Annotated in this window: 13 protein-coding genes and 1 pseudogene; 2 read left to right on the forward strand and 12 right to left on the reverse strand. The window is 62.7% G+C overall.

Annotation, left to right across the window (positions count from 1 at the left end; all coding sequences use genetic code 11):
* Positions 1-112: 112 nt before the first annotated feature.
* From C7K55_RS06200 to C7K55_RS13735, 7 genes are all read right to left on the reverse strand, one after another.
* Positions 113-799, reverse strand: a complete 687-nt coding sequence (locus tag C7K55_RS06200) for a DUF6629 family protein (protein ID WP_315856774.1) — start codon at positions 797-799, stop codon at positions 113-115.
* Between the two features lie 316 nt (positions 800-1,115).
* On the reverse strand, positions 1,116-1,820 hold the full coding sequence (locus C7K55_RS06205; RefSeq protein ID WP_106502534.1) for a pirin family protein: 705 nt from the start codon (positions 1,818-1,820) through the stop codon (positions 1,116-1,118).
* Positions 1,817-2,344 carry an NADPH-dependent FMN reductase gene (locus tag C7K55_RS06210; protein WP_106502535.1) on the reverse strand — a complete coding sequence of 176 codons (528 nt, stop codon included), beginning with the start codon at positions 2,342-2,344 and terminating at the stop codon, positions 1,817-1,819. The genes C7K55_RS06205 and C7K55_RS06210 overlap by 4 nt, the downstream gene beginning before the upstream one ends.
* Entirely contained in the window at positions 2,341-2,874 is a 534-nt protein-coding gene (locus C7K55_RS06215; RefSeq protein WP_106502536.1) for a PPC domain-containing DNA-binding protein, read from the reverse strand. The genes C7K55_RS06210 and C7K55_RS06215 overlap by 4 nt, the downstream gene beginning before the upstream one ends.
* A complete protein-coding gene (locus tag C7K55_RS06220; protein WP_206603481.1) occupies positions 2,871-3,083 on the reverse strand; it encodes a hypothetical protein in 213 nt (70 codons plus the stop codon). The genes C7K55_RS06215 and C7K55_RS06220 overlap by 4 nt, the downstream gene beginning before the upstream one ends.
* 76 nt (positions 3,084-3,159) lie before the next feature.
* A complete protein-coding gene (locus C7K55_RS06225) occupies positions 3,160-4,695 on the reverse strand; it encodes a phytoene desaturase family protein (RefSeq protein WP_106502538.1) in 1,536 nt (511 codons plus the stop codon).
* Between the two features lie 734 nt (positions 4,696-5,429).
* On the reverse strand, positions 5,430-6,839 hold the full coding sequence (locus C7K55_RS13735) for an autotransporter outer membrane beta-barrel domain-containing protein (RefSeq protein WP_106502539.1): 1,410 nt from the start codon (positions 6,837-6,839) through the stop codon (positions 5,430-5,432).
* A 287-nt stretch (positions 6,840-7,126) separates the two neighbouring features.
* Between C7K55_RS13735 and C7K55_RS06235 the strand changes: the two genes are divergently transcribed.
* The gene (locus tag C7K55_RS06235) at positions 7,127-19,522 is read left to right on the forward strand and encodes a VCBS domain-containing protein (protein WP_106502540.1); all 12,396 of its coding nucleotides are present in this window, start codon (positions 7,127-7,129) and stop codon (positions 19,520-19,522) included.
* An 84-nt stretch (positions 19,523-19,606) separates the two neighbouring features.
* On the opposite strand, the gene C7K55_RS13740 is transcribed toward C7K55_RS06235, so the two are convergent.
* From C7K55_RS13740 to C7K55_RS06250, 3 genes are all read right to left on the reverse strand, one after another.
* Positions 19,607-19,942: a hypothetical protein gene (locus C7K55_RS13740; protein WP_193486202.1), complete on the reverse strand. Its 336-nt coding sequence runs from the start codon at positions 19,940-19,942 to the stop codon at positions 19,607-19,609.
* A 214-nt stretch (positions 19,943-20,156) separates the two neighbouring features.
* Positions 20,157-20,615: a hypothetical protein gene (locus C7K55_RS06245; protein WP_106502541.1), complete on the reverse strand. Its 459-nt coding sequence runs from the start codon at positions 20,613-20,615 to the stop codon at positions 20,157-20,159.
* A 314-nt stretch (positions 20,616-20,929) separates the two neighbouring features.
* Positions 20,930-21,130 (reverse strand): hypothetical protein, encoded by a 201-nt coding sequence (locus tag C7K55_RS06250; RefSeq protein ID WP_106502542.1) that lies wholly within the window; start codon positions 21,128-21,130, stop codon positions 20,930-20,932.
* An 833-nt stretch (positions 21,131-21,963) separates the two neighbouring features.
* Between C7K55_RS06250 and C7K55_RS14030 the strand changes: the two genes are divergently transcribed.
* Positions 21,964-22,155, forward strand: a complete 192-nt coding sequence (locus C7K55_RS14030) for a DUF2811 domain-containing protein (protein ID WP_396094820.1) — start codon at positions 21,964-21,966, stop codon at positions 22,153-22,155.
* Here C7K55_RS14030 and C7K55_RS06265 read toward each other — a convergent pair.
* Both C7K55_RS06265 and C7K55_RS14035 read right to left on the reverse strand, forming a co-directional pair.
* Positions 22,152-22,580: an EamA family transporter gene (locus C7K55_RS06265; RefSeq protein ID WP_106502545.1), complete on the reverse strand. Its 429-nt coding sequence runs from the start codon at positions 22,578-22,580 to the stop codon at positions 22,152-22,154. The genes C7K55_RS14030 and C7K55_RS06265 overlap by 4 nt on opposite strands.
* 525 nt (positions 22,581-23,105) lie before the next feature.
* Positions 23,106-23,331: pseudogene (locus C7K55_RS14035) on the reverse strand (hypothetical protein); the annotation flags it as partial.

Raw genomic sequence — 23,331 nt, forward strand, 5'->3', positions numbered from 1 at the left:
GCGGTTTTCGCCGGCGTCGAGATGAAACCACTGGCAGGAGAAGCTGCCGCCGCACTTGTCTAGCCTTCATAAAGCTCCCCAGAGGCCATCAGCCAAGCCCCTTTCAGCAGCTCTATGGCCAGGCCGTCAAGGCAGAAACATCCCGAATAATCCAAAGCAGGAGTACGGATATCAACGCACCGAAGTAGCACCAGACCGAAGTGAAGGCATGCTGAAAGGCCAGCTGGGAAACGGCAAAGGAAACGGCCAGAGCCACTCCCAGTAAGCGGAGCCTCCGGTAGGGATGAAGCAGCAGAGGAAGGCAGATGATCAGGGCATAGAGCAGTGTGATGGCCAAATGTTCATTCAGAGCCGTCAAGGGTGGTTTCGCTTGGTAATCAATGGAACCGATGCGCACGATCGGGTTGATTAGGCCTGTATCGAATAGGAGTGGTAACCACAGACTTGCGCCCAGCAAGGCGCCAAGGCCCCACAGCGATCGGAACAGGAGCCTTTGCCATAGAGCCAGGTGGCCTGCCGCCAGACGAAGAGCGCACCAGGGGATCCAGACGGGCCAGAGCGCAAACGCGAAGCCCAGGTAGGCCAGCGAGACCCAGTGCAGCCCCGAGGAAGGAGCGGGAGAATCCAGGAGCAGCCAGACAACTCCCTCCAACGCCTGCTGGGTGGCGAAAAGCAGCGGCATCAATGCCAGCGGCTGCCAACGTTTTGCGTCCAGACGTCGGGCCATCGTGAGGCTCACGATCCCCACTGGGGCAAGGCCCATGGCCGTGACGAAGCTGGCTGTCGCCGAAAAACACATGTCCCCCCACGCGTGGTTCGGGGACCTACTGGCGATGCTCAGGCCCTTTGTAGTTAAGGATGGCAGGCTTTCTTATTCGGCAACGGCCTTTGGTACGGATGTTTGCGGTATCAGGCCTGGCCCTCAAATTGCAGGAGCGGTCTCCCGGCCAGTTTTCTTGGTGCTAAAAGCTGATCTGGAGGACTGTGTCTTAGGGAGCCTGGCTCCCTCAAGGTGCTTTTAGCACCCTGAGAGATCCCAAGCGGTTGTCATGAGCTCATCAGAGCTGGAGCGCTTGGTAGCCGAAGCAGAAGCGCAACAGCTCCCTAGATGACGTTCAACACAATTCAAAGAGCAGCAGGTCTGCTCCACCTGACCCTGCAGTGAAGGCCTCCAGCTTGCCGGCGTCGTAGCCCAGACCATCACCCTGCTGCAGGGGATGGTCATTGGCCTCCCCTGCCCCATCAATCAGCTGGATCCAGCCCTGGCGGCCTGTGCCAAGGGCCAGGCTGAGCGTCTCGCCTGCACCGGGCTGAGCCCGCCAGAGGCGCACCGGCCGGTGGATCGCCATGGCGCCATCGGCCTGCTCGGGATCCAGCAGGGGAGCCCAGCCGGGACCGATGGCGAAGGGTTTCTGCTCGTAGGCCGGGGGGATGCCGGTGCTACTGGGCACGATCCAGATCTGCAGCAGCCGGCAGGGCTTATCGCCCTGATTGATCTCGCTGTGCACCACACCGGTGCCTGCGCTCATGCGCTGCACCTCGCCGGCGCGCAGCACCTCGGCGTGGCCCATCGAGTCGCAATGGTTGAGCTGGCCCTCCACCATCACGGTCACGATCTCCATATCGCGGTGGGGGTGCATGCCGAAGCCTTTGCCGGCGGCGATCGTGTCGTCGTTGATCACCCGCAGCGGCCCATAGCCCATCCAGGCAGGGTCGTAATGACTTGAAAAGGAAAAGCTGTGCCAGCTGTCGAGCCAGTCGAGCTGGCTGTGGAAACGCTCGGATGCCGGGCGAAATACCAGGCCTGAAGAGGTGGTCATGGTTGGGCAATAGGGAGCAGGTGCAGGCGCGTGATCAGATCAGCGATGGAGTCGTCCTTGGCTGGATTGTCGCTGTTGCTCGACAGCTGGCGGCCCACCACATGGGCACCGAGATGGGCCAGCTGCAGCCTCATGGCAGTGAGCACGCCATAGCCGGCGCCGGCGGAGTGGGTGGCGATCACCACGGGGCGGCAGTTGAAGAGGGCCCGGAAGTCGCTGCCCTGCACCGACAGCCAGGCGATGGCGCTGGTGAGCACCGGCGGGATCGAGCCGTTGTATTCCGGCGAGCAGATCACCCAGCGCGGAGCGGCAGCCAGCTGGGCCTCCAACGCCGCCAACACTGGCGGTGTGCCGGCGACCTGGGCTCGCGGGGTGAAAAGCGGCAGGTTGATGGTGGTGAGATCGAGCACGGCAGCGCTTTGGACCTGCTGGCGGGCGGCCGCTGCGAAGCGCTCAGCCAGCTGCAGGTTATGGCCGTTGCTAGCGGCGATCACCAGCACATCTGTGGAGGTTGGGGTACTCATGGCTGGGGCTCCAGGGTGTAGTAATTGGTATAGCCAGCGTGGCCGGTGCTGAAGAAGCTGGCGAGATCATGGGCATTGAGGGGCGCCAGCACCGTATCGATCGTCGAACTGCTGCTTAACGACTTGACAGGCGGAGCCAGAGGACTGATCCGCAGCTCGGGATAGCCGGTGGCAGGATCCAGCTCCCGCCAGAAATGCCATTCCGGCAGCAGGCAAACCACCAACTCGGCGGTGGTGCGCACCAGGGAGCCGGTGCAGAGGTGGCCGCCGATCACGGCGCCCCTGCTGTCGGCCACAGCAATGTGCAGATGGGCGCCATCGGGCGAAAGGGTGCCGGCCAGGCTGAGGATCTCCAGCTCACCGTGGATGGTCGTGGCCTCAGCAGCCCCCGCAAAGCGCAGCTGGGCGACCGAGAGGCTGCCCACGGCGCTAATCACGCAGCCCGCCAGCTCCTGCTGCTCGCCCATCCAGGTTTCCAGCGTCCGGCGCAGGTCGTCTCCCGGCGCAAGCCGCAGCGGCACCACCTTCATGGGGTAGGCCCCTCCACCAGTCCCTGGACCATCACCAAGGGATCGACGTAACCCAGCTGCTTGTGACTGAACGCCCCCGGCAGGGTGCTAACGACCTCAAATCCATTGCGCTGCCAGCCGCTGGGCCTCCTGCATGCCCCCACATAGCCGGCATTGGCCCCATGGGCGCCGAGGCGCAGGGAGTCGGGCTTGAGGTAAAAAGTGCCCACCACGGCCCCCGCCCATCCCCATAGCCAAACAAATTAATTGACCAGAACTAAACAGTAAGCAGTAAGCAGTAAATATTCAGCTCACCAGCTCCAACTCCTCCAGCAATCGGCGTTGGGCCGCAGCGGGCACAAAGCGGTGGGCCGCCATGGCGCCGCTCACGGCTACAGGCGGTACGCCAATTCCGGGGAATACACCCGCACCGCAGAGCGCCAAGCCTTTGATCGGGGTGCCGCCGCCGGGGAAGGCTCCGCGGTTGGCGGGCCAGGCGGGGCCATAGCTGCCCTGGTGCACCCGCAGAAAATCGCGATGGCTGAGGGGGGTTCCCTGCAGCTCAAGCACCACCCGCTCGCGCCAATCGGGCACCAGTTGATCGAAAACGCCATGGAACACCCCGCAACGCTCGCGGCGCAGCTTCTCATAGGCGGGGGTGCCCCGCTCCAGATCCTTCCAGAGCTCCCAGGGTTCGTTGGCTGGCGTGTAGCCGTGCAGCACCTGATGGCCCGGCGGCGCCAGGGAGGGATCCAGCCGCGACGGCATCGACAGCACCACCATGTTGCGCTCAGCCCTGATGCCCCGCTGCCAATCCCCTACCCACACATGGTGGATCGGCAGCTCGGCCATGCCTTCATCTTTGAAAGCCAGGTGCCAGTGCAGAAAACTGGGACAAGCCGGCGCAGCCAGAAGCTTCTGGCGCCAACGCTCCGGTGCACTGCCCTTACCCAGCAGGGCGGCCGTATCCCATGGGCTGGCATTACTAATAACTCCGTGGCGGGCGTTCAGCCGTTCGCCGCTGACCAGGCGCACGCCCGTGGCCCGCCCCCCCGACAGTTCGATTTCAGCCACCGCCGCGCCCGTGCGCAGCTCGCCCCCATGGCGGCGGATGCCCCGCACCAATGCGTCCACCACGGCGGGGCTGCCACCTATCGGGTAGTCCAACCCCGCATCGGGCTCAAACCACTCGCCAAACAGGGTGGCCATGGCGGCTGCACTGGTCTGATCAGGCTCCAGGCCGGAGATCAGAAAACACAGCATCTCCACCCAATGGAGCAGAAAGGGATCGCGCAGATGGCGGCGGGCCATAGGCCCAAAAGCTCCGCCCAGCGCTGCCAGCTGGCCCGCCTGGCCGATCAGCCCCAACCCCTGGCTGCCCAGAGTGGTGAGCAGGCCAGCGCCGGGGCGTAGGGCCAACAGCGGCAGCGATCCGGCGGCGCGGCACAACGGGGCCATGGCCACCAGAAAGTCCTGCCATTCAGCGGCGACCGCTGGCCCCCGCAGGCTGCGGAGCACCTCCAGAAATGGATACAAACCCACGCCAACCCGAAGATTGCCCTCGGGCAACAGCAGGCCCCACTCCGAGTAGCGCGCCACCGGCACGCTTTCACCCACGGCCCGCAGCACCTGGGCTAGGGGGTTGGCACTAGGCCAGCGGCCCAGCCCGCTCCAAAGCGAGGGACCAGACTCGAAGTGGAAGGGTCCCCGTCGAAAACCATGGGCGGCGCCGCCGGGCTGGCTGTGGGCCTCAAGCACCTGCACCTCCAGCCCGTGGCGCGAGGCGATGGCGGCGGCACAAAGGCCCCCCAGGCCACTGCCGATCACGATTAGATCCGGCATCGCCCCTCTCGCTCGCGGCTGCAAAGCATCCGATCCTAGGAAAGGGAGATAGGCCCGCGAGCTGGCGACAACACCTAAGGGACCTGCCTGGGCACCGCTGCCGATCCGGTCGCTTGCCCTTAGATCTCGCCAACCTGCTGGGCCAACGCACCGTGTTTATCCGCGGCGGGCAGGTGATCAGCGACCACTTAGCCCAAAGCGATCTAGCCCGTTGAAAGCGAGGTCCGCTTTATGGATTTCGAAATCTGGTGATGCTGTGTTCATCAACCAAGGAGGCGCCCAGCATGGACGACACGCCCCTGCTCCAACAGTCTTTACCTATCTAGGAACGGGTCATTCAGTCGGGCAAGAGAGCCGAATTCCCCAGTGCCGCTCACCTCGTGCACCTGACTGATCGACACTCCAGCCGCACCGCCACAGGTGCCCCTAAGAGGTCCATTCGCCCCACACCTGGAATGCATGGACCCAGGAGCCAGCCCCCCTAAGGTCTTCCTCGGGGTTTTGTTTTGTAAGTTCTGATTGCGGACTAAAGCGCACTCAGTAGTAGCGACTGAATCAGTCCCCACATGGGCCAGAAACCGCAGTAGCTCGCTCTGGGGCACGGCAGCTCAGCAATACCTGCAACATAAAATTGCCGGCAGGAGCTTCACTGGTCTTGAACCGATAGCCGCCTGATGAATATCAGCCCAGCGGGCTTCCTTCAAGTGAAGTTGAAGGACTGGTGAGAGATTGCCTCACCACAGGCCTCGGATCGGCTGGGGAGCGGGGGCCGGCACCACCACCGGAGCAGGGGCGGGCTCGGGCTCGGGCTGAGGGGCAGGGGCCGGAACGGCAGCCACGGCCCGGGTGGCGCCACCCCATCGGAATTTGATGCCACCACCAACGTCCCAGGCGGTGCCACCGGAATACAACCCGGCGCCGCCCCGCACATAGAAGGTGGTGTTGTCGCTGAGGGTGTAGGCCAGTTGCCCCTGCAGGCCAAGGCCACTGCTCTGCACCAGGGAGCCGGTGGCCTGGGTGGCCTGGCTGCCGCTGCCGCTGCTGACCACCGTGGCGGGCTCTCCGCCTAGGAAGCCAGCGCCCAGCCAGCTCACCCGCAAGGATGGTGTGATCAGGTTCTTGCCTTGCTGCATCGGCGCCCGCCAGGTGACACCGATGTCGGCGGTGCCAACGGTGCTGCTGCTGGAGGGCAGCAAAAAGCTCTGGTTGGTGGTGCTATCGGGGATTCTCACCTGGCCGAAGGACAGGCTGGAGGTAGTGAGTAGGGCGCTGGGTTCCAGCAACTGGGTGTCGGACAGACGGATGCGTCCACCAAAATTCAGTGCCGTGTTGAAGGCACTGCCACTGACGGAAGGGGAGCTGGTGCGGACACCGGCGGCATTACTGCTGCTGATGGCAAAGGGTTGTTGGCTGCTCAACCCATCGCCACCGATCGCAGCACTGATGAACCAGTCCGGACGGGACCACTGGGCAAACAGACCGCCGCCGCCCCAGGTGAGATCGGAGGATTGGCCGCTGAAGCTGGTGCCGTTGATGAACAGGGAGCCTCCATCGGCCGAGCCCTGACCAAAGCGTCCGAAGACGCCGGCAACGAGATCACGGCTGAAGGCGTAATCGAGCCGGAGGCCCAGCTGGGCCCCGTCGAAGGAGGAGGTGCCCACCGATCCGCCCGAGCGGACCACGGGACCGCCGAAGCCATCCCCGAACACCCGCAGCCGCCAGCCGGTGCGCTCTGCGTAGTAAGCACCTGGTTCGGTACTGAAGCGGAAGGCGGGATCGGATGTGGTTTCCGGGCCCGCCACCGTGTATTGGTTTACATCGATCCCATGATCCACATTCGGATCGAAGGGCACCTTCTGGGGAAGGATCTCCAGCAGATCCCGACCGAACACCTGCCAGCTGCGGGCGAGGCCCAGGGGCTGCAGGCGGGCGTCGGTGCGATAGACGTTGACCGCCAAAGGTGGAGCAGGCACCACCGGCCCCACTGGCGGAGTTATCGGCGGGGCCGGCGGCGGAAAGCAGAACTCAGCCTCGGTCCCATCGGGGCAGATCGCGGCCCTGGCCGGTGCAAGCGGCAGGGAGAGGGCCAGCAGCGGAGCGGCGGCGAACCCCAGCCAGATGGTGTTACGGAATGAAGTCGCCATGCCTGTATGGGGTGGGTTGAGTTGGGTTGAGTGCTTCCGCCGGATCTCGCGCAGCCGGCCTGTTGCATTCAGCTACAACTGCTGATGGCGCAATTGCAAGGGCAAAATAGACCAGGACGGATCGTCACCAGCTCCATGAGGAGCAGGCCAGCCGGTTTAATGCCAAAGGCGAACTATGACTAGGAAAGGATAAATACAGAGATCCAACCGAATCGCTGTCCAAATCGTGCCGTGGGGCTGGGCAACGATTGATAGGTTGATGACTATCTTGCCTATCGCAATTTTTCGTGGCGACCGCTTCCCCCGTCATCGGGCTTAGCCCAGCACCGCTGAGCCTGCTTTACGGGGACACCGGCAGCCTGCGGCTCACCTTCGATGAAACGGCCGCCACGGGCTTCTCCCCCTGGCTTGAGCTCCAGGTCACCGCCCCCAGCAACAACCTCAGCTTCGGCGCCGCGAGCTGGGCCGGGCTGACCCTCACCACCCAGACATACACCTTCACCCGCAGCGGCACCAGCGGTCCGTACACCCTCATCAACCCCATTACCGGGGTCACCCTCACCAGCGCCACCCCCGACACGCTGCTGATCTGGCAGCTGCCCGTGGGCAGCTACGTGGCTTCGGCCCCCGAACTGGTGGTGGATCTGCCGGTGACGGTCAAGCCCACCACCCCGACCCTCGGGCCCGTGACCCTGAGGGCAGGCGGCGGCTACGCCCTCGGCACTGATCCCCTCAACAACCCGCTGACGGATTCGCCGATCAGCGCCCCGAACGTGGCGGGACAGGTGGTGCCCACGCCGCTCACCTTCAGTAAGAGCAGCAACCTTGCGGAGTCGGAAACGGTCACAGGTCCCAACTTCAGCAGCTTCTGGAGGTTGTCGGCCAACATCGCCGATGGGGCACAGCTGAACAACCTTGTGTTGAGCGACACCCTGCCCAACGATCTCAACCTGCTGGCCATCAACCCCAGCTTGAAGCTGGCCGGCACCCTCACCCAGCAGCCGGTGGGCAACCCCACGGCCACGGGCAACAACCAGATCGTCATCAACTATGGCGGTCCTACCACCGGCACCACTAGCCCGGAGGAAGCGGCCGCCCAGATCAATTTCTACGTTCCCAACACCCTCGACCCCACCACCGGCGGGGCGATCATTTACACCAATACCGCCACCGCAACCACAAGCTGGGGCAACGCCCCAAGTGGGAGCGTCAACCTCAACATCGCCGCCAGCGACACAATCACCGCCAGGGCCCTGGCGATCCAGAAGGCGGCCAGCACCAGCCAGGTGGTGCCGGGCGGCAGCGTCAGCTTCACGCTCTTTTTCCAGATCTCCGATTACTTCGCCTTCGGCGATCTGATCGTCAAGGATCTGCTCGGCGATGGACTCACTTATACCCCGGGCAGCGCCAGGATCAACCTCCAGGAGCAGGGCGTCTCGCGCTCCGGCAACGGGCCTGCTGCCTTCGATTCGGCCTACATCAGCTACCTCCCCGATTTCGCCGGTTCTGGCGTTGATGGCAAGGACAACCTCAGCTTCGATCTCAGTGGCTGGCTGAAGTCGGTCGGTGACGACGGCATCCTTCAGGGCGGGCGAGTCTTCAGCACCACCGCAGGAGCCACCGGGGGCTCCATCACCTTCACCGCCAGCGTCGACGATGCCTACGTCGCCCCCAAGGCCGCCGGTCAGAACATCAAGGCGGGCGACAGGCTCGTCAATGACGTCAGCCTGCAGGGTGACATCCAGAGACAGTTCCTCGGCGGTTTCCTTGACACCAACCGCCAGGTCATCGACTCCAGCTCGGTGAACCTGAACGTGGCCGATATCGGCTCTGCCAAGACGGTGGTGGCCCGCAACGGCCAGGCCCTCGGCTCCGGGCCCCTGGTGCTCACCCCAGGCGACACGGTCACCTACCGCATCAAGGTGACCTTTCCCACGGGGGACATTCAGGGCTTCAACCTGAACGACTACCTGCCCACGCCGGTCTACAACGTGGACGGCGAGGCCAGCGGTGGCGCGAACCCGACCGCCTTCGAGTTCTTCAGTAACGGCGCCACCGTCAGCGTCCCCGGCAGTCTGCCCCCGGCCGGCTCGTTCAGTTATGGCAGCCAGCACAATGCGCCCCAGTTGGCGGGCAACGTGCTGCAGACCGGACCAGGGGTCAACGATCTGAAGGCGACGATCGCCAACACCAGCGACACCAGCAACAAAGCCACGACGGTCGACCTCTATTACACCGTCACAGTGACCGGTGCGGCCATCAGCGATCGGTTGCCGATCACCAACATCGCCAGCGCCAGCACCGTTGACTCCAATGGCGTCAGCCGCCCCACCCAGGTGTCGGCGGTCACCGGCGAGGTGCTGGCCCCCAACCTCAAGATCCGCAAGGGCATTGTCGTCACCAGCCGCGACAGCCTCACCGGAGCCCAAGGGGTCACCTACAGCCCCGCCCTCAACACAGCTGGGGCCACCTTTCCCGCATCCATAGGCACTGTGCCCTTCACCGGCACGGTGAGCAGCGGTGGCATCAGCGTGGCGGGCGGAAACGGCTCCACCGGCGCCGTCAACAACGGCGCCCTCGATTCCAACGTCACGGGGCTGGATGCCGGCGACACCGTCCGCTTCGTGGTGGTGATCGAGAACATCGGCACCAGTTACCGCGGCGCTTTTAATGTGCAGCTGCGCGATGAACTTCCCCCCGGGCTCAGCTTCACCCCCGGCAGCCTGCGCATCGTCGATGGCAGCGGTGCCCTGATTGGCTACACCAAGCCCGATGGCATGCCCGCCAGCCAGGCGGACATCTTTTCCGCCACCGGCGTCCGCCTGAGCGACCCCGGCCCAACACTCCCCGACGCGAACGGCGTCGGCGGCGGTGCCATCGACGGTTACAACGCCAGCAGTGGCCGCAATATCGCCGTGGTGACCTTTGACACCACCGTCGATCCGGGCGCCTACGGCCAGCTGGTGGGCGGCAAACTCACGAACGTGGGCGTGCTCGAGGACTACACCAACGTGCCCGCGGGAGGCACGGGCTATCTACCCGGCTCCACAAAGCTGATCGACAACGCCTCGGTCGCGCTGCGGGATGCCACGGTAAGCAAAACGATCGTCTCCACCTCGGAGGCATCCACCAGCGGCAGCAACGTCGCCATCGGTGAGATCGTTCGTTACCGGCTGCAGGTCACGGTTCCCGAGGGGAACCTGACCAACTTCAAGCTGGAGGACAGCCTGCCGGCAGGAATCTCGTTCCTGAATGACGGCACCGCCTCCAGGCCGGTCTTCTCCAGCGGTGTCTCCCCATCGCTGACCCCCAGCACGCCAGTCATCAGTGGCTCAAAGCTCACCTGGGATTTCGGCACCCTCACCAACAGCGACCGCAATAACAGTGTCGACGACACGGTCGCCGTTGAGTTCAACGCCCTGGTCACCAACACCAGTGGCAACATCAACGGGAAAAAACTCAAGAACACCGCCACGGCGAACTACACGGGCGGCTCCGGCAGCGGCTCAGAGACGGTGTACGTAGTCGAACCCCGCATCAGCATCACCAAGGCGGTGAGCCCCACCAGCAATGTTCAGGCGGGCGACACGCTCACCTACACGGTGACGGTGAGCAATGCGGATGGTCACGCCGATGCCTTCGATCTGGTGCTCAACGATGCCCTGGGCAACCTGGGCAACAACTTCAATCTGCAGAGCGTCACCCTGCCGAGCACCTTGCCGCTGGGGACAAGTTCAGTCATCAACAACTCGATCACCAGCAAGCCAAGCGCCGCTGACGGTGATCGAATTGATCTCAAAATTGATCGGCTCAACTACGGCCAGAGCTTCAGTTTCACCTACACGGGCGTGGTGATGACCTCCGTTCAACCCGGCACCACCCTCACCAACACTGCCAACGTCACCTACACCGGTTTGCCGGGCACCGGCACTCCCAATGGGACCGGCGGGAACACCACCGGCAGCACCACCCCTGGGGGCTCCGGTGCTGAGAACGGTGAGCGGAACGGCAGCGGCGGCGTCAATAACTACAGCAAGAACGCCAGCCAGTCGGTGGTGAGCCAGGCCCTGGGTCCCATTAAGAGCACCCGGCTCACCTCCGAGGCCCACACCAGTGGCAACGGGGTAGCGATCGGTGAAATCGTGCGCTTCCGGCTGCAGACAAGCATTCCCCAGGGCACGATCGGCAACACGTCCTTTGTCGACAACCTGCCCACGGGTCTCACCTTTCTCAACGACAACACCGCCAGCCTGGCCTTCGTCAGTACCAATCCAGCAGACCTGACCTGGAGCCTGGGGTCGATCAGCCCCTATTACCTCCCCAGCGCAGGCAACAACAACACGGTGATTCCCACCGCTCGCTTTGCACCGACGGTGACAGGACAGGCACTTACCTGGTCGCTGGGGCAAATCGTCAACCTCAATGCCGTCGACGCACAGATCGAGTCGGTGATTGTCGAGTTCAACGCCATCGTGGCCAACGTGGCGGGCAACCAGGCAGGCGTCACCCTCACCAATAGCTTCATCGCCAGCGCGGGCATCTCCGGCAGTGCGATCCAGAGCACCGCTACGGCCACACCCCTTTCGGTGCTGGAGCCCAGCCTGCAGACCGACAAAACCGTCGCCATTCAGAAGACAGGTGTTGCTGCCAACGCCAACGCCACCCCCGGCGACACGCTCAATTACACGGTCACCATCCGCAACACGGGCACGGCGAAGGCCTTCAACCTCGTCATCGACGACAACCTCGATGCCCTAGGCATCAACTTCGACCTCACCGGTCCGCCAACCATCGTCTTGAGCCAACCGGGTGCTCCGGCGGCCACCGACAACTCGATCGTCAGCGGCAGCGACGGCCTGGTTGATCGCATCTCGGTGCTGGTCCCCGAGCTGGAGATCAACCAGAGCGTCACCATCACTTATGCAGGCGTACTGACTGCAGCTTTGTTGCCGGGCACGGCCCTCACCAACACCGCCCAGGTCACCTACACCAGCCTGCCGGGCACTGGCACGCCCACTGGCAGTGGCGGCAACAGCACCGGCAGCACCACCCCCGGCGGCTCCGGCGCCACCCTCGGCGAAAGGAATGGTGATGGCGGCGTCAACGACTACCTCAGCAGCAAAACTCTGATCCTGGTCGCCAACCGCCCCCCCGTGGCGGTGAATGACACGGGCACCGCCGTCGAAGCCGGCGGTACCGCCAACACCACCGCCGGTAGCAACGCCAGCGGCAACCTGCTTACCAACGACACGGATCCCGATCCCGCCGACAACCCCCTCACCTCCAAGGGGAAGGTGACCTCCTTCCGCACCGGAAGCGCCGAGGGGTCCGGCACGGCCGGCAGCCTCGGTTCTCCACTCCTGGGCACCTATGGCCAGCTGACCGTCAACGCCGACGGCACCTACACCTATGTGGTGGACAACCGCAACGCGCTTGTGGATGCCCTGGATCCAGGCGCCCGCCTTAGTGAATCCTTCAACTACACCGTTTCCGATGGGGCCCTGAGCGACATCGGAGTGATCTTGATCACGATCCAGGGCGCCAACGATGCTCCCGTTGCTGCCAACGACACGGGCACGGTTGTGGAGGCCGGTGGTACCCCTGGCGCCGCCGGCACCGGCAACGTGATCAGCAACGATCGCGACATCGACAACCGGGACGGCAACAACCTGGTGGCACCGCCCGAGGGCACGGTGGTGGCCGTGCGCACCGGTGCCAAGGAGGGAGCAGGCTCAGCCGGCACCGTGGGAGCGGCCTTGAAGGGGCTCTACGGCTCGCTCACCCTTAGTGCCAACGGCGCTTACACCTACGTCCTCGACAACACCAACTCCACGGTGGATGCCCTGAACCCAGGCGACACCATTAGCGAGTCGTTCAATTACACCCTGCTCGACCATCGGGACGGACTCAACGACATAGCCGTCCTGACGATCACGATTCTGGGAAGGAACGACGCTCCGGTAGCCGTTAACGACGCAGGTTCCGCCTTGGAAGCCGGCGGCATCTCCAACGGCACGCCTGGGGCCAATGCCATCGGCAACGTTCTCACCAACGACACCGACGTCGACTCCAGCGACACGCCCGCGCTCAACGGCTTCGTCGAATCCTTCCGCACCGGAGCGACCGAGGGATTAGGCACAGCCGGCACCATCGGTGCGCCCTTGCAGGGCCTGTATGGATCGATCACGTTCCAGGCCAACGGCACCTACACCTATGTGGTCAACAACGCCAATTCAGCGGTCGACTCCCTCGATCCGGGCGCCTTCCTGAGTGAGTCCTTCAACTACACCGTCTCCGATGGTGCGCTTACGGATATCGGTGTTCTGACGATCACAATCACCGGAGCCAACGATGCGCCTGAGGCCGCTGATGACATCGGCAATGCCATCGAGGCCGGGGGTATCCGCAATGGCACCCCAGGCAGCAATGCCGTGGGCAACGTGATCAGCAACGACCTCGATGTGGACGCGGCGGATGGCAACAATCTCACAGGGCCGCCGCAGGGCACGATCACGGCCGTGCGCACGGGCGACAAGGAAGGAAGCGGCACCAGCGGTGTGGTGGGGACAGCACTCCAGGGTCTCTATGGCGCACTGACGCTCAAGGCCGACGGTTCCTATGTGTATGTGGTTGACAACAGCCTCCTCGATGTGGATTCGCTCGACGCCGGATCCCGACTCCCACTGCGCGACTTGTTCAACTACAGCCTGCTCGACCATCCCGGTGGTCTGATCGATACAGCGGTGCTGACCATCATCATCACCGGCGCCAACGATGCCCCCGTGGCGATCAACGACACGGGCACGGCCCTGGAGGCCGGCGGCACCTTAAACGGCACGGCTGGCTCCAACGCCACCGGCAACGTGCTCCTGAACGACACGGACGTCGACGCCGGTGACACGCCGGCTCTGAATGGATCCGTGAGCGCCATCCGCACCGGCGCCGGCGAGGGCTCCGGCACGGCCGGGTCGGTGGGAACGGGCCTGGCAGGCCTGTATGGCACGCTCACGATTAATGCCAACGGCAGCTACATCTACGTGGTTGACAACAACAATCGGGCTGTTGATGCACTCGATCCGGGCGCCACTCTGATCGAGAGCTTCAACTACACCGTGCGTGATCGTCCCGGTGGGCTAAGCTACATCGGGGTGCTCACCATCACCATCAACGGGGCTAATGACGCTCCGATTGCAAACAACGACACCGGCACAGCCGTTGAGGCAGGAGGCATATTGAACGGCACGGCTGGCCGCAATGCCAGTGGCAACGTGATCAGCAACGATCTTGATGTGGATGCGGCGGATGGGGCAAATCTGGTTGCCCCGCCGCTGGCCTCGGTGCTATCGATCCGCAGCGGCGACAAGGAAGGCCTTGGCAATGCCGGCAGCCTGGGAGCAGCGTTGGCCGGCGCCTACGGAAGCCTGACCCTCAACGCCAACGGCACCTACATTTATGAGGTGGACGATGCCAACTCCACGGTCGACGCGCTCAACCCCGGCGATGTTCTGACGGAGACGTTTAATTACACGGTTCAGGACCATCCCGGCGGCCTCAGCGACACCGCCGTTCTGACCATCAACATCAACGGGGTTAATGATGCCCCGATGGCCAGCGATGATGCCGGCACCGCTATCGAGGCTGGCGGCATCAACAACAGCCTCGGCGAAGCCGATGCCACCGGCAATGTGCTGCTCAACGACACCGACGTTGACTCGAAAGACACCCCGGCCATCAACGGCACTGTCATAGCCATTCGGTTGGGAGCCAACGAGGGTTCAGGCACAGATGGAACCCCTGATGGCAGTGGCGGTTTCGTGCTGGTGGGTAGCTTCGGCACCCTCAGGATCGCCGCCGACGGCACCTACACCTATGTGGTTGACAACGCCAACCCCACAGTTGGTGCGCTCAACCCCGGCGATGTACTAACGGAGTCATTCAACTACTCGGTTCTCGATCATCCAGGCGGCCTCACGGACATCGCCATCCTGACGATCACGATTGAAGGCGCTCAGGATGGCAATGCCACCGCCAACACCCTCATCGCCGGCGAAGCCGGCGGCGTGAACAACAGCTCCGGAGGGTTCGCAGGCCGCGGTGATCTGCTCGACAATCCCACCCTCCCGGCCGGGACCAGCGTGATCGCCATCCGTACGGGCGACACCCCTGGCTTAGGCGACGCAGGGAGTGTCGATACAGCCGGAAACTTGGTGCTCACGGGCCTCTACGGCACGCTGACCGTCAAGCCCAATGGCGATTCCACCTACAGGATCAACAACAGCAATCCTGTGGTTGATGCGCTCGATCCGGGCGACACGCTGAGCGAGTTCTTCAATTACGACGTCAGCGACGGCAATGGCACGACCACAGCCGTGCTTACGGTGAACATCAGGGGCAAGAACGACACTCCTGTTGCCGCAGACGACAGCGGTACAGCCGTTGAGGCAGGGGGCACGCTGAACGGTACGGCCGGCAACGATGCCAGCGGCGATGTGATCAGCAACGATCGCGATGTTGACGGAAACGACGGTGCCAACAGCGTGGCACCACCGTTGGCGACGATCACGGCCATCCGCCGTGGAGCCAAGGAAGGCGCGGGTCTCGCCGGTACGGCGATCCCAGGAGGAGGCTTCCAGCTTGTCGGCTTCTACGGCACCCTCACCATCGGAGCCAAGGGCGGCTACAGCTACGCGGTGAATAACAGCAACCGCATCGTCGATGAACTGGATGCCGGCGACTTCATCATCGAATCGTTCAACTACACGGTTCTCGATCACCCCAGCGGCCTGACTGACACCGCTGTTCTCAACATCCGCATCAACGGTGTCAATGATGCCCCCATCGCCAGCGACGACAGCGGTGCGGCCCTTGAAGCAGGCGGGGTTGCCAATGGCACCGCCGGCAGCAATGCCACCGGCAACGTGCTCAGCAACGACACCGATATCGATCGCGACGACACACCTGCGCTCAACGGATCGGTTTCGGCGATTCGCATCGGTGCCACGGAGGGTTCCGGCGCTGAAGGGACTACCGATGGAAGCGGTGGATTCGTTCTGACAGGCAGCTATGGAATCCTCACCATCCGTGCCAACGGCAGCTACACCTATGTGGTCAACAACAGCAATCCAAACGTTGATGCTCTCAGCCCGGGCCAGAGCCTCAGCGACGAGTTCAACTACACGGTGAGTGACCGCGGTGGCCTCACAGACATCGCACGGCTGACGATCAGGATCGACGGGGCCAATGATGCCCCGATCGCAGCCAATGACGCCGGCACGGCCGTGGAGGCAGGTGGAACATTGAATGGCACGGCCGGCAGCGATGCCAGGGGCAATGTGATCGAGAACGATAAAGATGTCGACAATAACGATGGCGCCAATCTGGTTGCACCACCTCTGGCCACGATCACGGCCATCCGCCGGGGTGCAAAGGAAGGTGTGGGTCTCGCCGGTACGGCCATCGCCGGAGGTGGCTTTGAGCTTGTTGGCTTCTACGGAACCCTCACCATCGCGGCCGGTGGCACCTACACCTATGTGGTGAACAACAGCAACCGCTTCGTCGAAGCACTGGATGCCGGCGACTTCATCATCGAATCGTTCAACTACACCGTTCTCGATCACCCCAGCGGCCTGACTGACACCGCGGGTCTCAACATCCGCATCAACGGTGTCAATGATGCACCCGTCTCCAGCGACGACAGCGGCAGCGCCCTGGAAGCGGGCGGTGTGGCCAACGGCACGGCCGGCAGCATTGCTACCGGCAACGTACTAAGCAATGACACCGATGTGGATCGCGACGACACCCCTGCCCTAAATGGAGTCGTCACAGCTATCCGAACCGGTGCCAGCGAAGGAGCCGGTACGGAGGGAACTCCCGATGGCGCTGGAGCTTTTGTGGTTCGTGGGGCCTACGGCACGCTCACCATCAATACCAATGGCACTTACACCTACGTCGTCGACAATTCCAACCCACTGGTGGATGCGCTCAGCCCCGGCGACAGCCTGCAGGAAGCGTTTAACTACACGGTCGTAGACCTCGGCGGCCTCACCGACATCGGCGTGCTGCGCATCACCATCGATGGGGCAAATGATGCCCCGATCGCACGCAACGACACGGGCGCCGCCATCGAGGCGGGTGGTACCAACAACGGCACGCCGGGCATCAACCCCAGCGGCAATGTGCTTACCAACGACAGTGACGTCGATCGCAACGACACACCCTTGCCCAGCAAGGGCACCGTCACCAGCGTTCGCACTGGTTCCAAGGAGGGCTCCGGTGTCGCTGGCGCGCCCGATGGCAGTGCAGGCTTTGTGCTGGTTGGCACCTACGGCACCCTACGGATCACCGCCAACGGCAGCTACACCTACACCGTCGACAACAGCAACCCGGCGGTGGACGGGATGGACGCAGGGGACCAACTCACTGAAACGTTCAACTACAGCGTGCGCGACACCGGTGGGTTCACGGATGTCGCTCTGCTCACGGTTACCATCAAGGGGGCCAATGATGCTCCGGTCAGCGCCAACGACACCGGCACCGCCATCGAGGCTGGGGGCACTCTCAACGGCACACCCGGCGCCGACGCCAGCGGCAATGTGCTGACGAACGACACCGATGTGGATCGCTCCGACACCCCTTCTCTGAACGGAACGATCACGGCCATCCGGCTGGGCGCCACGGAAGGCCTTGGCAACGCCGGGGTAGTTGGCAGCAGCCCCCTTCAAGGGCTTTACGGCTCCCTCACGATCGACAGCAACGGCAATTACCGCTACGTGATCGACAACGCCAATCCCACGGTGGAGGCCCTAAATGCGGGCGACCTGCTCAGCGAGTCGTTCAATTACACCGTGACCGACAGCGGCGGCCTCACCGACACCGCCGTGCTGACGATCACGATCCGGGGCAGCAACGACGCCCCCGTGGCCAGCGACGACAGCGGCATTGCCAAGGAGGCCGGGGGGATCAACAACAGCAGTGGCGGAGCCGTCGCCAGCGGCAACGTGCTGGCCAACGACACCGATGTTGACAGCAAGGACACCCCGCCCATCAACGGCAAGGTCACCGCCATCAGCGCCGGCGCGGTGGAAGGGTCGGGCACGGCCGGCAGCGTTGGTACCGCTCTTCAGGGGCAGTACGGCAGCTTGCTGATCAATGCCAATGGCAGCTTCACCTACGTGGTGAACAACAGCGACCCGACGGTGGAACGACTGAACCAAGGCGACAGTCTCACCGAATTCTTCAACTACACCGTTCTGGACCACAGTGGTGGACTCACGGACATCGCTGTTCTGAGCATCACGGTTGAGGGAACCAACGACAACCCGAATGCCAGTGATGACTACATCGGCCGGTTGACCTCCGGCCAGAGCGGCACCATTCGCGTGATCGCCAACGACACCGACATCGATTCCAGGCTGGTGCCGAGCACGATCAAGATCGAGGGAACGGCGAATCCAGGCGAACCGCTTGTTGTTCCTGGCCAGGGCACCTGGAGTGTGGACCCTGACAATGGCGACATCACCTTCACACCCGAGACAGGTGTCACCACAAACCCAACCCCGATCAAATACACCGTCCAGGACGAACAGGGCGCCACCAGCAACCCAGCCACTGTCTTTATTGGCTACGACAGCCAATCGGTGGGGCCCGAACCGCCCATTCCCGTCACCGAAGCGAAGCCAGTCAACCTGTTTTTGCTTCTCGACAACTCCACCTCCATGCAGGGGCTCGACCCCACAGGCGTCAACCGTCTGGAGGCGCAGAACCGGCTGGCCTTTTATTACGGCCTCAATCCTGTCTTTGAGAATGCTGGCTACATCTTCAAGAAAGGTGATCAATTCGGCTTCAATGGCGATGTCACACTCACCCCCAGCCAGAACCTGGCCACCGAAATCCTCAGCTGGGAGCTGATTGACAATCCATTCGACAACAAGACAGCCCAGACGGTTACCATCCACACGATCGATTTCAGCTACCTGGTCACCCACACCAAAACGGTGATCAACAGCAGCACCACAGCAGAGGGTGTCACTCTGGCCAGCGATGTTCTGGCAACGACCACACCCGACAAGCAATACGGCAACAGCACCAGCGGCGATTGGATCGCGCGAGGCCTACCTGCACCCGGCAACCTTGATGCCTACACAGCCCCGGGCACTCCCGGCAACCGCTATAGCGGCACTGAAATGCTGGGGGCGCTCACGGCGCTCAAGGACTTACTGAACGACGAAATCACCTCGGTGACCACCGACACCCGCACCTACGTGGGGCTGATCACCGACGGTCGTCCGGAGCGGCGTCCCTGGTGGGACAACCGGCCCGAATTCGGCCAAGGCTGGAGCGGCGTCAATGTGGCCCTGCCCACCGATGCAGATCTGGGCGGGGATCCGATCATCTCTTCAGGCCTGCGCTATTTGAGCAACGGCACGCCGATCAAAGTGCCCACGGCCAATGGTGTGGACATTTGGGGCCAGAACCAACGGGAGCTCAATGCAGCGCTCGACCGCACCGCAGCGGCAAGCGGCAGTCCGGACAGCGTCAAGGTGATCAGCGTGGGCCTGGGAGATGGAGGTATCTCCGATTGGAGTGCGATCTACTCCGACCTGTTCAACAACCAGACCTTCAACAACCAGGCCGGGGGCTGGGGTTATCAGGTAGTCACTCCGAACATCCAGCTGCAGAGCTGAACCCAACCCCTGCACCAGCGCGAAGCGATAGCCCGGCTGGATCACCAGTTTCACCGGGCCGCAGTGGGTCTGTAGCCAACTCGTTCAGCGGCGAACGTAGGTGCGGCCTTCGGGTCCGCGAACAGCTGCCCCGCCGTTAGGACCACGCACAGCAGCCGCACCCTCGGGGCCACGGACGGCAGCGCCACCATTAGGGCCGCGCACGGCAGCAGCGCCAGGGGCCACTACCGCACGAGGGGCGACGACGGGGGCAACGACAACTGGGGCAACAACAACGGGTGCAGCAACCACACCCCGAGCGACACAGTTCCCCAAGGGGCCCCTGATGAAGCCGATCCCACACAACTCACTGGCGGAGGAGGGCACCGCCGCAAGGGTGAGGGCACCTCCAAAGACGGCGGCCAGGAAAGTGTTTTTCATGAAGGCTGCTCAGGTGGGGGGTTGGTTCATTCATGGCCATCGGGTCACTGTCGTGCTCAAGGAAGGTGAACTCGGCACTTGACACTCCAGGCGGTTGCCGAATGGCTTCACCATTGGGGCGAGTGAAGGACATCGCCAAGCGAGCACTTGAACGGATGCGGATTGTGGCGTGAGGGGCGCTAGCGGTGGAGTTGCCGGGTGCCCCTAGTGCCTGTTAGTCAGACCCGTTGCCAGGCTTGTCATCGTCATCGTCATCCCGCTTGTCGTCGTAGCCACCGAGGCTCCGGAACATCAGGCCGCCACCCGCCGCGATCATCACGATGTAGGTGGCAAGTGCCCAGAGAGTGGTGGGCATGAAGGTGAGGCGGATGCTGTTGAGCACTCCGACTCCTAAGGCAGCCACAGATCCCCAGACGAGCAGGTTGGCCCAGCGCTTATAGGCGCAGGTGAACAGTAGGCAGACGCCAATGCCCAGCGGAATCATGAGCAGCCCCATGCCAGGGGTGCCGATGGGGAACATGGAGCCACCGCCGCCGTAGCGCCCCCAGCCTCCACCGCGATAGGTGAGGGCCGAGCTGGCCATCACCTGATTGGCAAGCAGGAAGATGCCGCCTCCGAAGAGGGAGCCCCCGGCTATGAATTGGATGAAGTCGTTGGTGGGATTGCGGGCCATGACTTGGGAGGCGTGATTTCAGGTTGGTGCTGGTTTAATCCAATTTCATCCCCTACATGGGGGGACGAAGCGATTAGTCATCGCGGCGCGACTGCACTCCTGGCGTGGTGATGCCAGAGCAACTCCCACCCAGGACCGCAATGCCCCAATTTGCCATGTTTGTCGCTGCCGGTGCTGGCTTCGGCATTGAGATGGTGCAGGCACTGGATGTTGCCCACGCTCAAGACATCGCCGAGCTCCGTATCCGACGGGTCTGTCGGCAGTGCCGGCTGAGCTGCTCGACGGCTAGGACCAGCAGCAGCTGGTGAGATGGCTCAAGGGGGAGGGGTGAGCTGTGGGGAGCCAGGGAGTTCCTCGCTTAAGACCTCGATTCGGTAGTACTCACGGTCGTCTGAGCAGCAGATATCGGCGTAGTAACTCTCAACCACCGCATAGGCCGCGTCGTAGCTGTCGAACACCTGACCGGCGATGCCGTCGCTGATGCCGTCGTCGCGTCTGATCAGGTAGCTGCCCATGGCATCTGTCACTCGACGTGCTTAAACATCTACGCCAGAGCCCCACCTGAATCGACGAAGTACATCAGGCATACGCTCCAACTCTTGGGATCCAAGCCTGCTTGCCCATCCAACAAGGTGCTAGCTCTGACGTAATAGCACCGTTTGTGTCTCTAGCGCGCAGGCTTGTTGGGCAGGCCGCCATTGCAGAAGTTGGCCGCAATGGCTGTGCGGTCGCCACCTTTGACGCGGGGACTTGTGCGCTCCAGCCACGCCAACCCAGCATCGAAGCACTGATTCCAGCGGGAGGACTGGCCAGCAATGGGACCAAGCGATATGGCAATCGAGACTGAGCTCGCTGTGGCGACTAAAGCCAGAAGCGGGAACAGGTGAGCATTGATCATTTCCCGAACGCTGAGTTTCCGTCCGTCGTGATCAGCCATGAGAAAAGCCCAGGTTGGGGAGTTTGCCCATTGTGAACGCTCCTTCCTTTCACTCGCCGTCACTGGCTTGCCACAGCCACGACTCCCCAAGCCTTCTATGCCAGAACCTCTCAAATAGATTTTTGAGTCGTACCAGGCACTTTGGCGGCCACTGTCTTGCCCTGGGCGGATCGATCAGGGCTGCTGAGCTGTGGGGTTTTCCCCCGAATTCAACGGTATCCCGCCATAAACGGCGACTTTTCCACAGGCTGAACGCCCCAGACCCCGCTGCTGGCGCCAGCAGTGCAGCCCCCGCTGGGGAAAGCCCTCTCCTCTTGACCGGCGGCAGCGGGGAGTTTTGGCCAGCCCATGAGGAGCAGCAAGCCGCCAGGAAGGCAGCTCAGGACTTACTTCTCATGGCAAGACACGGCCTTGTCGGACTGGTTTTGCTGCTTTGACGCCGCTGCGGTCCACGTGAGCGTCGTCAATGAGTTCCCGGAGGACCTGTACCAGGCGATGCGGGAATTCATCAGCAGCCATCCCAACTGGGACCAGTACCGCCTGTTGCAGGCAGCGCTTGCGGGCTTCCTTTTTCAGCGCGATCCGGCCTGCCTGAGCCGCTAGACCCAGGCAACCAAAGCAGCGCCGATAGCCATCAGCACCACCCCGAGCCAGGCCTTGAGGTCGAGCTGCTCACCAAGCAGCAGCAGCGCCAGCAGGGCAATCAGCACAACACTGAGCTTGTCGAGTGCCGCCACCCCAGCCACGGGCCCCAGCTGCAGGGCTCGGCTGTAGCAGAACCACGAGACCCCTGTCGCCAGACCGGAGAGGGCGAGAGCGCCCAGGCTGAGAGCGGGCAGGTGGCGTATCTCCTGCCAATCGAGCCGGCCGCTGACCAGCAGCACCAGAGCCAGCACAATCGCTACGGCCAGGGTGCGGAACAGGGTGGCCATCCCCGCATCCACTCCCTGCACCCCCACCTTGATCAATAGAGCGGTTACGGCTGCGGAGAGCGCGGCCGCTACGGCCCACAGCTGCCAGTTCTGCACGGAGCGTTTTGCATTGGGAAGCTATGAGCTGAGGATATCCGCGCTGGCAAGCCTTCTATGATTTACTGCTATCTACAATGATGCAACCTCTACCCTCGGCATCGCACCACAACTTATAAATATTAAGAACGTTTGGGCGAATACCGGCTACAGGGTCTTTCAAGAAGCCTTGACGCTTTGCCGCTTCAAAAAGGATGCGTTCCTTTTGCGTTAACCTGTGAGGAACTCGACGACTTCCAATTTTTGATTGAGTCGATTTACCGCGGCTTAATCTTTCTACGTCGTCCTTGATTTGCCGAGACATAATAAAAATGGGGGTGGGCCAAGCAGTATATGGAACAAAAGTCGAGTATTAGGGAATCTCTGGACAAACGGGGTTTGAGCCGGAGGCAGTGAGCAGAAAAGAGTGCCTTTGACCGTAAATTGCCTCTGAGGCCCTTTTCAGAGGACTTTTGATCTCCTGTTCAGCCACTTTGGGCTGGTTTTGAAGCTGAATGGCGGTGTTCAGACACACCAAGCCCCCGGTCAGACTGTCGCAAGCAAATGTCGTCGGGCCTGGAAAAGGTTCGAGAGTGCCGCCATCACATTGATCTTGCAGCGATTTTTGGCGAGGCCGCGCAGACGGGTCTTCTGAAAGCCAAACTGCTGCTATGGCCTCCGGCCGACTTCGTCTAGATCACCCGGAAAGGATGCTCAACCTTGGAGCGGATGTGAGCTTTGGCCGTCTCGATCAGATCCTGCAGCTTTCCAT

Origin of the sequence: Cyanobium usitatum str. Tous (assembly GCF_003011885.1) — a bacterium.
GTDB classification, from domain to species: Bacteria; Cyanobacteriota; Cyanobacteriia; order PCC-6307; family Cyanobiaceae; genus Cyanobium_A; species Cyanobium_A usitatum.

Excerpts from the sequence above, each read along its gene's own strand:
- C7K55_RS06200 (WP_315856774.1), bottom strand. The coding sequence starts at position 799 with ATGTGTTTTTCGGCGACAGCCAGCTTCGTCACGGCCATGGGCCTTGCC.
- C7K55_RS06210 (WP_106502535.1), bottom strand. The coding sequence starts at position 2,344 with ATGAGTACCCCAACCTCCACAGATGTGCTGGTGATCGCCGCTAGCAAC.
- C7K55_RS06250 (WP_106502542.1), bottom strand. The coding sequence starts at position 21,130 with ATGGGCAGCTACCTGATCAGACGCGACGACGGCATCAGCGACGGCATC.
- C7K55_RS06245 (WP_106502541.1), bottom strand. The coding sequence starts at position 20,615 with ATGGCCCGCAATCCCACCAACGACTTCATCCAATTCATAGCCGGGGGC.
- C7K55_RS13735 (WP_106502539.1), bottom strand. The coding sequence starts at position 6,839 with ATGGCGACTTCATTCCGTAACACCATCTGGCTGGGGTTCGCCGCCGCT.
- C7K55_RS13740 (WP_193486202.1), bottom strand. The coding sequence starts at position 19,942 with ATGAAAAACACTTTCCTGGCCGCCGTCTTTGGAGGTGCCCTCACCCTT.
- C7K55_RS06215 (WP_106502536.1), bottom strand. The coding sequence starts at position 2,874 with ATGAAGGTGGTGCCGCTGCGGCTTGCGCCGGGAGACGACCTGCGCCGG.
- C7K55_RS06225 (WP_106502538.1), bottom strand. The coding sequence starts at position 4,695 with ATGCCGGATCTAATCGTGATCGGCAGTGGCCTGGGGGGCCTTTGTGCC.
- C7K55_RS06205 (WP_106502534.1), bottom strand. The coding sequence starts at position 1,820 with ATGACCACCTCTTCAGGCCTGGTATTTCGCCCGGCATCCGAGCGTTTC.